This window comes from Streptomyces sp. YIM 121038, assembly GCF_006088715.1.
GTDB lineage: Bacteria > Actinomycetota > Actinomycetes > Streptomycetales > Streptomycetaceae > Streptomyces.
On sequence record NZ_CP030771.1, the window covers coordinates 967,372 to 977,289 of the forward strand.

A 9,918-nucleotide genomic window follows, 5' to 3' on the forward strand; every position below is an offset into this window, starting at 1 on the left:
CGGGCTTTCCCGTTTCCAAGCCGTATTCCAGACCCGCGTTTCAGACCCGCGTTTCAGACCCGCTTTCCAGACCGGAGTTCCAGGGCGGGTTTCCGGAGCGGCTTTCCGGGGCGCGGCTCCGTCCTTCTAGCTCAGATCCACCGCGTTCACCGTGATCGTCGTCGATGCCGGGCGCCGCTCGGGGCGCAGATGCAGGCGCTGGAGGTGCTCGTCCGCCGTCTGCGGGAGCGTCGCCACGCAGGAGCAGGGGTCGTCGTCCGCGAAGCCCGCGAAGCGGTAGGCGATCTCCATCATGCGGTTGCGGTCGGTGGGACGGAAGTCGGCCACCAGATGGGTGCCCGCCCGGGCCGCCTCGTCGACCAGCCAGTTGAGGAGGGTGGCGCCCGCGCCGAAGGACACCACCCGGCAGGACGTGGCGAGGAGCTTGAGGTGCCAGGCCTGCGGTCGGCGCTCCAGGAGCAGCACACCCACCGCCCCGTGCGGGCCGAACCGGTCGGTGAGCGTGACCACCAGGACCTCGTGATCGGGGTCGGTGAGCAGCCGCCGCAGATCGGCGTCGGAGTAGTGCACGCCGGTGGCGTTCATCTGGCTGGTGCGCAGGGTGAGTTCCTCGACCCGCGACAGCTCGTCGCCGGTCGCGCGGCTGATGCGCATGTCCAGGTCGAGGGAGCGCAGGAAGTCCTCGTCGGGCCCGGTGGCCTCGGCGCGGGCGGCCTCGCGGCGGAAGCCCGCCTGGTACATCTCGCGCCGCCGCCGGGAGTCCACCGTCCGCAGCGGCGGGGTGAACTCCGGCAGGCCCGGCAGGTCCAGGGCCGCGTCGGCCGGGTAGCAGCGGACCTCCGGCAGGTGGTAGGTGACCTCGGCCCGCTCGGTGGGCTGGTCGTCGATGAAGGCGATGGCGGTGAGGGCGAAGTTGAGGGTGTCGGCTATCCGGCGCACGGACTGCGACTTGGGGCCCCAGCCGATCTGCGGCAGCACGAAGTACTCGGCGAGGCCGAGCTTCTCCAGGCGGGCCCACGCCGTCTCGTGGTCGTTCTTGCTCGCCACCGACTGCAGGACGCCGCGGGCGTCCAGCTCCACTATGACGTCACGGACGGCGTCGGGCAGGGTCACCTCGCCGTCCTCCAGGAGGGTGCCCCGCCACAGGGTGTTGTCGAGGTCCCAGACCAGGCACTTCAGTACGGGAGCGGGGGGCGCGGCGGACGCGTCGCGCGTCCCCGTCGTCACCGCGGTCGTGTTCGCTCTGGTGGTCGTCACTCCGGTTCCCTTCACGCGCTGCTGAGGACGTGCCGCGCCAGCATGAGCTGGCACATCTCGTTGCTTCCTTCGATGATTTCCATCAACTTCGCGTCGCGGTGGGCGCGGGCCACGGGGTGGCCGTCCTGGGCCCCGGCCGAGGCCAGGACCTGGACGGCGGTGGCCGCGCCGCGGGCCGCGTTGCCCGCGCTGACGTGCTTGGCCAGGACGGTGGCGACGACCTGGTCGGGTGAGCCCTCGTCCCAGCACCGCGAGGCGTGTTCGCAGGCCCGCGTCGCCGTCCGCTCGGCGACGTACAGCTCGGCGAGGTGGCGGGCCACGAGCTGGTGCTCGCCCAGCGGGGCGCCGAACTGCTCCCGGGTGGCCGCGTGCCGGGCCGCCGCCGTGAGACAGCCGCGCAGGATGCCCACGCACCCCCACGCCACGGACATGCGCCCGTACGCGAGGGCGGTGGTCACCAGGAGCGGCAGGGGCAGCGCCGCGCCGCCGAGCACATGCGTCGCGGGCACCCGCACCCCGTCCAGGGAGATGTCGGCGTGCCCGGCCGCGCGGCAGCCGAGCGGGTCGGCGACGCGGGTCACCCGGACGCCGGGGGTGTCCGCGGGCACGACCACCGCCACGGCGTCGTCCCCACCGGCCGCCCCCGAGTCCGTCTCCGCGTGCTCTGCGTGCTCCGTGTACTTGCCGAACAGGACGAGGAGGTCGGCGTAGTGCGCGGCGGTGACCCAGACCTTGTGGCCGTCGAGGACGACCGTGTCGCCGTCCCGCCGGACCCGGGTGGTCATCGCGGAGAGGTCGCTGCCCGCGCCGCGCTCGCTGAAGCCCGCCGCGGCGAGTTCGCCGCCGGTGAGCCGGGGCAGGAACGCCGCCTGCTGCTCGGGGGTGCCGAAGCGCTCGATCGTCCAGGCGGCCATGCCCTGGGAGGTCATGACGCTCCGCACCGAACTGCACAGGCTGCCGACGTGCGCGGTGAACGCGCCCGCGGCCGCGCTGTCCAGGCCCCAACCGCCGTACGCCGCCGGGACCTGGGCGCACAGCCGTCCCTCGGCGCCGAGGCCGCGCAGCAGGTCGACGGGCAGCAGGCCCGCACGGTCCCAGGCGTCGGCCCCGGCGGCTATCAGGCCGGTGACGGCGGCGCCGGCCTCGTCCAGAGCGGCCGGGGAGCCCGGGCCCGAGGGGGCGGTCAGGGGGCGGTCACTCACCGGCTCCCCCGTCCGCCGCCGCCCGGAGGCGCCCGACGAGCGCCGTCATCGAGGCGACCGTACGGAAGTTGTCCAGGCGCAGATCGGCGCCGCGCACGGAGACGCCGAACGACTTCTCCAGGTGGACGACCAGTTCCATCGCGAACAGCGACGAGAGGCCGCCGGAGGCGAACAGATCGACGTCGGCCTCCCAGGAGCGCTTGGTGCGCGCCTCCAGGAAGCGCATGATCTCCTTCTCGGTGGCCCCGGTGTCGAAGCTGTTCATCAGTTCTCCTCCTGATACGCGTAGAATCCACGGCCGCTCTTGCGGCCGAGTTCGCCCCGGCGGACCTTGTCGAGCAGCAGGTCGCAGGGGCGGCAGCCGTCGTCTCCGGTGCGCTGGTGCAGGACTTTCAGGGAGTCCACCAAGTTGTCGATGCCGATGAGGTCGGCGGTGCGCAGCGGCCCGGTGGGATGGCCGAGGCAGCCCTCCATGAGGGCGTCGACGTCCTCGGCGGTCGCGGTGCCCTCCTGCACCACCCGGGCCGCGTCGTTGATCATCGGGTGCAGGACGCGGCTGGTGACGAAGCCGGGGGCGTCGCGCACGACGACCTGCTGCCGCCCCAGCGCGGTGAGCAGCGCGCCGGCGGCGGCCATGGTCGTGCCGCCGGTCCGCGCGCCCCGGATGACCTCCACGGTCGGGATGAGGTACGGCGGGTTCATGAAGTGGGTGCCGATGACGTCCTGGGGGCGCTCGGCGTACCCGGCGAGTTCGTCGATGGGAATGGACGAGGTGTTGGAGATCAGCGGGGTGCCGGGGCGCACCCGTGCCGAGACCTCGGCGAGCGCCTTGGCCTTGAGTTCGGCGACCTCCGTGATGGCCTCGATGACGGCGGTGGCGTCGCCGACGCCGTCCGTTCCGGTGGCCCGGGCCAGGGCTCCGGTGGCGGCGCCCGCCGGGAGCCGTCCCATGAGCTGGGCCATGCGCAGCTCGCGGTCGATGTCGTCCTGGGCCCGGTCGAGCCGCTCGGCGTCGACGTCGACGAGCAGGACCGGGACGCCGTGCCCGAGGGCGAGGGCGGTGATGCCCACGCCCATCACCCCGGCGCCGAGGACGGCGATCCGGTGCGGGCCGTGGCCGGTGTCCGGGTCGGGGCCGGTGTCCGGGTCGGGAGCGGTGTCTGGATCGCGAGCGGTGTCCGGGTCGGGGGCGGTGGGCGTCTCGGGGGCTGTGGGTGGCGCTTGCGTCATGCGCCTCTCCTAGGTCGCTGATGGGTGGTCAGGGCGTGGTGCGGGGTGGGAAGTCGACGACCTCGGCGAGCCAGTCGGAGACGGCGTCCGCGGTGGTGGTGACGTGCTCCTCCATTAGGGAGAAGTGGTCACCGGGCACGTCCACGACGGACCGCGCGGTGGGCCAGGTGGCGCGCCAGTCACCCGCGTCGGGGTCCGGTTCGCCGAGCGGCTCGCAGGCGCGGACGAGCAGGGTGGGCGCCCGCACGGCGGGGGGTGTCCAGGTGTCGAGGAGGCGGAAGTAGCGGCCCATGGCGGTGAGCCGGGTGCCGTCCATGGGGGTGGCGCGCTCCTCGCGGGCGAACATCCCGCCGACCAGGACGTCGTTGAACTGCGTCATCCCGGCGTTGTCCGACAGGTACGTGTCGAGCAGGACCACGGCGGCCGGGCCCGCGCCCAGCTCCTCCAGACGGGCCGCGACGCCGTGCGCGAGCGTGCCGCCGGAGGAGGAGCCCAGCAGGACGAGGGGCCGCCCGCCGAGCTCCGCGCGCAGGGTCCCGGCCTGGAAGTCGAGCAGCGCGGCCAGGTCGGCCGGGACCGGTTCGCCGGGCAGGAAGCCGGGGGCAGCGAGGGCGCTGACGCCGTACCGGCCGCGGAACCGCGCGGCGAAGCGGGCGTACTGGTGGGCACCGCCGAGCGCGACGACGGAGCCGAAGCAGACCAGTTCCGGGGCGCCGTCGTGCGGGCACAGGCGCAGCAGTTCGGGCTTGGCCGGGGCCGCGAGGAGTTCGGCGCCGGTGCGGAAGTCGGGGCGCAGCGCGGCGGCGTTCTTCAGGAGGGCGATGCCCTCGTCGACGCGGCCGAGTTCGCAGGCCTGGCGGAAGAGGGTGCCGACGGGGTCCGTGGCCGGGCCCGGCGCGGGCCCGTCGGCGGCGGCCGGTGCCGCCTCCTGGGCCAGTTCGCCGCGGAGCCGCTCGGCGAGGCGGGCGGGGGTGCCGCTGTCGAGGACCGTGGTGGGGCGCAGCCGCAGACCGGTGCGGGCGGCGAGGCGGTTGCGCAGCTCGACGGCGGTGAGCGAGTCGAAGCCGACGGAGAGGAACGCGTCCTCGGCGCCCAGGGCCTCGGGCGTCGCGTGGCCGAGCACGTCGGCGGCCTGGGCCAGGACGAGGCCGAGGAGGATCCGCCCGTGCTCGCCCGGCTCCGCGGCGGCGAGGCGCTGCCGCAGCGGCGCGCTGTCGGCCGCGGGGCGGGGCCCGGCGGGCGCCGCCTTGACGAGGCCGCGCAGCAGCGGCGGCACGGCCTGGTCGCGGTAGGCGGCGAGGTCGAGGTGGACGGGGACGAGGACGGGCTCGGCCAGGGCGAGCGCGCGGTCGAACAGGGCTGCGCCCTCCTCGGCGGAGAGGCCGCGCACACCGCTGCGGCGCATGCGCCGCAGGTCGGTGTCGGACAGCTCCGCGGTCAGGGCGCTGCGCTGCTCCCAGAGGCCCCAGGCCAGCGAGGTGGCGGGCAGGCCGAGGCGGTGGCGCTCCGTCATGAGGGCGTCGAGCGAGGCGTTGGCCGCGGAGTAGGTGGACTGGCCGGGGCTGCCGAAGACGCCCGCTGCGGACGAGTAGACGACGAAGGCCGTCAGGTCGGCGGCCCGGGTCAGGTCGTGCAGGTGCCGGGCCCCGTCCGCCTTGGGCCGCAGCACGGCGCTCAGCCGTCGGGGCGTCTGCGCGTCGAGCAGCCCGTCGTCGAGGACGCCCGCGGTGTGGACGACGGCCCGCAGCGGGTGCTCCGTGGGGATGCCGTCCAGGGCCTGGGCGAGGGCCGCGCGGTCGGCCACGTCGCAGGCCGTGACGGTGACGTGGGCGCCGGACTCCCCCAGTTCCCGGGCCAGTTCGGCCGTGCCCGGCGCCTCGGCGCCCCGGCGGCCCAGCAGCAACAGGTGGCGTACGCCGTGCCGGGTGACCAGGTGGCGGGCGATGATGCCCGCGAGGACGCCGCCCCCGCCGGTCAGCAGGACGGTGCCGTTCGGGTCGAAGGCGGGGCTCGCGGTGTCGGGGGCCGCTGCCGCCCGAGCGAGTCTCGGTGCGTACAACACACCATCGCGTAGGGCGAGTTGGGGCTCTTCGGCGGCCAGTGCCGCGGGCAGGGCGGCGGCCGTGGCGGCCGGGTCGTCGGTGTCCAGGAGGACGAAGCGCCCGGGGTGTTCGAGCTGGGCCGCGCGCAGCAGCCCCCAGACGGCCGCGCCCGGCACGTCCACGGGCTCGGCTCCGGCTCCGGGCCCAGCTCCGGGCCCGGCCGCGCCCCGGGTCAGGACCACGAGCGGAGCCGACGCGGCCGCGGGGTCCGCAAGGCGGGCGCGCAGCCGCTCCAGGACGTCCGCCGTGGCGGTGTGCACCGCTTCGGGCCCTTCGGCCCCGGCGAGGGGCGGGCAGGGCAGCAGGACCGCGTCGGCCTCGGCAGGGTCCGACCCCGCGAAGTCGTCGGGCAGGAGCCGCGCGTCGCGCTCGGCGAGGAGCGCCCAACGCGCCCCGGCCCCGGGCGCGGGCACGGCGGGCCGGTCGACCGGCGACCAGTCGACGCGGTACAGCGAGCGGTCGGCGACGCGCAGCCCGTCGTACGACGCCGCACGCAGCGTCAACGCGCCGATGTCGGCGACGGTCCGGCCGTCCTCGGTGGTGACGCGCACCGTCACGGCGTCGTCGCCGTCGGGCCGCAGGGCCACGCGCAGGGTCCGTCCGGTGCCCGGGCCGAGGGTGACCCGGCTCCACGAGAACGGCAGCGGCACGGCGTCGCCGGTGGCCGCCGCGGTCCGCAGGCCGGTCGTCTGGAGGGCGGCGTCGAGGAGCGCCGGGTGGGCCACGGCGAAGGTGTCCGGCGTTCCGTCGGGCAGGGTCACCTCGGCGTAGAGGTCGTCCCCGTGCCCCCAGGCGGCGCGCAGCCCGCGGAAGGCGGGCCCGTACGCGACACCTCGGGAGGCCATGGCCTCGTACAGGTCGTCGACGTCCAGCGGTGTCGCGCCCGCAGGGGGCCAGGCCGTCCGGGCGGGGGCCGCCCGCTCCGCCGGGGCGGGGGCGAGGGCGCCGCCCGCGTGCTGGGACCAGGGCTCGTCCGCCGCCGCGTCCTCGGCCCGGGAGTGGAAGGCGAGCGTGCGCCGGCCCTCGGTGTCGGCCGGGCCCACGGCGAGCCGGAGGTGGACGCCGCGGGCCGCCTCGTCCCCGTCGGGCAGGAGCAGCGGCGCGGCCAGGGTCAGCTCCTCGACCTGGGCGCAGCCGAGCGGCGCACCGGCGTGGGCCGCCATCTCCAGGAAGGCCACGCCGGGCAGCAGGACGGCACCGGCGACGGCGTGGTCGGCGAGCCAGGGGTGGGCGGCCACCGAGAGGCGGCCGGTGTAGAGGGTGCCGCCGTCCGGCAGGTCCACGGCCGCGCCGAGCAGGGGGTGCCCGGCGGCGCTCTGGCCCGTCGAGGCCGGGTCGCCGGAAGGGGCGGGCGCGTCCAGCCAGTAGCGCTGCCGCTGGAAGGCGTACGTGGGCAGGCCGACGCGGCGCGCGCCGGTGCCCTCGTAGGCGGGCCGCCAGTCGACGGGGAGCCCGGCCGCGTGTGCCTCGCCCAGGGCGAGCAGCAGGCGGTGCGGGCCGCCGTCGTCGCGGCGCAGCGTGCCGATGACCTCGACGTCGGCGGCGTCCGCGTCCGCCGCCGTGTCCGCGATGCCGTAGGTGAGCGTGGGGTGCGGGCTCACCTCGACGAAGGTGCGGTGACCTTCGTCGAGCAGGCGGCGCACGGCCGGGTGGAAGCGGACGGGCTCGCGCAGGTTGCGGAACCAGTACCCGGGGTTGAGGTCGGCGGCGGTGAGCCAGTCGGCGTCGACGGCGGAGAGCAGCGGGATCGCGGGCGTGCGCGGGGCGATGTCCGCGAGCGCGGCGTGCAGTTCGTCGCGCACGGCGTCGACGGCACCGGAGTGGGACGCGTAGTCGACCGGGATGTGGAAGGCCATGAGGCCCTGCCCGGTCAGGTCGGCGACGAGGTCGCGGACGGCGGCCGCGGAACCCGCGACGACCACGACGCGCGGGCCGTTGACGGCCGCGACCGACACCTCGCCGCCGCGCGCGGCCAGCAGCTCCTCGGCCTCGTCGCCGGACATCATCAGGGTGGCCATGCCGCCCCCGCCGGTGACCCGGGACAGGGCGCGGCTGCGCAGGGCGATCACCCGGGCGGCGTCCTGGAGGGTCAGGGCCCCGGCGACACAGGCCGCGGCGACCTCGCCCTGGCTGTGGCCGACGGCCGCCGCGGGCTCGACGCCGTACGAGCGCCACACCTCGGCGAGGGAGACCATCACGGCGAACAGCGCGGGCTGGAGGACTTCCACGCCGTCGAGGAACGGCGCGTCGTCCTCGCCGCGCAGCACCCCGCCGAGCGACCAGTCCAGGTGGGGGGCGAAGGCCTGCTCGCACTCCGCCACGCGGGCGGCGAACACCGGCGAGGCGTCCAGGAGTTCGGCCGCCATGCCGGGCCACTGGGCGCCGAGCCCGGGGAAGACGAACACCGCCTTGCGGCCGCCGCGCGGGGCGGTGCCCGTCACGCCGTGGGTGAGCGGCTCGCCGCGCGCCAGCGCGCCGAGCCCGTCGAGGAGCGCGCCGCGGTCGGCGCCCACGACGACGGCGCGGTCGGCGAACCGGGAGCGCCCGGTGGCCAGGGAGAGGCCGATGTCGGCGGGGCGCAGGGCCGGGTCGGCCAGGACGTGGGCGTGCAGGGCGGCGGCCTGGCCGCGCAGGGCCGCCGGGCCCTTGGCGGACAGCGGCCAGGCGACCGGGCCCGTGGGCGCCGCGGGCTCGCCGTGCTCCTCCGCCGGTTCCTCGGGCGCCGGTTCCTCGGGGGCCTGTTCGAGGACGAGGTGGGCGTTGGTGCCGCTGGCCCCGAAGGAGGAGACCCCGGCGCGGCGCGGGCGGTCCGTCGCGGGCCACGGCGTGGCGGCGGTGAGCAGCGAGACGGCGCCCTCGGTCCAGTCGACCTGCGGGGTGGGCCGGTCGACGTGCAGCGTGCGCGGCAGCAGGCCGTGGCGCAGGGCGAGGACCGTCTTGATGACGCCGCCGACTCCGGCGGCGGCCTGGGTGTGGCTGAGGTTGGACTTGAGCGAGCCGACCCACAGGGGCCGCCCGGCGGGCCGGTCCTGGCCGTAGGTGGCGAGCAGGGCCTGCGCCTCGATGGGGTCGCCGAGGACGGTGCCGGTGCCGTGCGCCTCGACGGCGTCGACCTCGGCGGGGGCGAGTCCGGCGCTGTCCAGGGCCTGCCGGATGACGCGCTCCTGGGCGGGGCCGTTGGGCGCCGTCATGCCGTTGCTCGCGCCGTCCTGGTTGACGGCGGAGCCGCGGACGACGGCGAGCACGGGGTGGCCGTGCCGCCGGGCGTCGGAGAGGCGCTCCAGGAGGACCATGCCCGCGCCCTCGCCGAAGCCCGCGCCGTCGGCGGCGGCGGCGAAGGACTTGCTGCGCCCGTCGGGGGCCAGGCCGCGCTGCCTGCTGAAGCCGACGTAGAGGCCGGGCGTGGCCATCACGGTCACGCCGCCCGCGAGGGCCAGCGTGGCGTCGCCGGAGCGCAGGGCCTGGCAGGCCAGGTGGATGGCGACCAGGGAGGAGGAGCAGGCGGTGTCGAGGGTGACCGCGGGACCTTCGAGACCCAGGGTGTAGGCGACGCGGCCGGAGGCGACGCTGGCGATGGAGCCGGTGCCGAGGAAGGCCTCCAGGTCGTCGGGGACCCGGTCGAGGCGGGAGCCGTACTCGCTGTAGATGACGCCCGCGTAGACGCCGGTGCGGCTGCCCTTGAGGGAGCGCGGATCGATCCCGGCACGCTCGACGGCCTCCCAGGAGGTCTCCAGGAGGAGGCGCTGCTGGGGGTCCATGGCGAGGGCCTCGCGCGGCGAGATCCCGAAGAAGCCGGGGTCGAACGCGCAGGCGTCGTGCAGGAAGCCGCCTTCGCGGGTGTACGAGGTGCCGGGGGCGTCCGGGTCGTCGTCGTACACGCCGTCGAGGTCCCAGCCGCGGTCGGCGGGGAAGGCGGTGACGGCGTCGCGCTCCTTGACGAGCAGCTCCCACAGGTCCTCGGGCGAGCCGACGCCGCCGGGGTAGCGGCAGCTCATCGCCACGACGGCGACGGGTTCGCGGGAGGCGTCGGCGAGGCCGCGGTTCTCCTGGCGCAGCCGCTGGTTGTCGAGGAGGGAGGCCCGCAGGGCCGCCACCACCTGGTCGTCGGTGGACATGTTCTTCCTTTC

Annotated in this window: 5 protein-coding genes; all 5 read right to left on the bottom strand. The window is 76.1% G+C overall.

The genetic code is table 11. The features are described from left to right. Positions 1-126: 126 nt before the first annotated feature. The 5 genes from C9F11_RS04060 to C9F11_RS04080 all read right to left on the bottom strand — a co-directional run bounded on the left by C9F11_RS04060 (position 127) and on the right by C9F11_RS04080 (position 9,906). On the bottom strand, positions 127-1,179 hold the full coding sequence (locus tag C9F11_RS04060; protein ID WP_138966026.1) for an HAD-IIIC family phosphatase: 1,053 nt from the start codon (positions 1,177-1,179) through the stop codon (positions 127-129). 89 nt (positions 1,180-1,268) lie between these two features. After that, positions 1,269-2,408 carry an acyl-CoA dehydrogenase family protein gene (locus C9F11_RS04065; protein WP_138966028.1) on the bottom strand — a complete coding sequence of 380 codons (1,140 nt, stop codon included), beginning with the start codon at positions 2,406-2,408 and terminating at the stop codon, positions 1,269-1,271. A gap of 43 nt (positions 2,409-2,451) precedes the next feature. Further along, entirely contained in the window at positions 2,452-2,724 is a 273-nt protein-coding gene (locus tag C9F11_RS04070) for an acyl carrier protein (protein ID WP_138957956.1), read from the bottom strand. Then, positions 2,724-3,689, bottom strand: coding sequence for a 3-hydroxyacyl-CoA dehydrogenase family protein (locus C9F11_RS04075; protein WP_138957957.1), 966 nt, complete (start codon positions 3,687-3,689; stop codon positions 2,724-2,726). Before C9F11_RS04075 ends, C9F11_RS04070 begins: the two co-directional genes overlap by 1 nt. A 28-nt stretch (positions 3,690-3,717) precedes the next feature. Continuing rightward, positions 3,718-9,906: a type I polyketide synthase gene (locus C9F11_RS04080; RefSeq protein ID WP_138957958.1), complete on the bottom strand. Its 6,189-nt coding sequence runs from the start codon at positions 9,904-9,906 to the stop codon at positions 3,718-3,720. Positions 9,907-9,918: the final 12 nt, after the last annotated feature.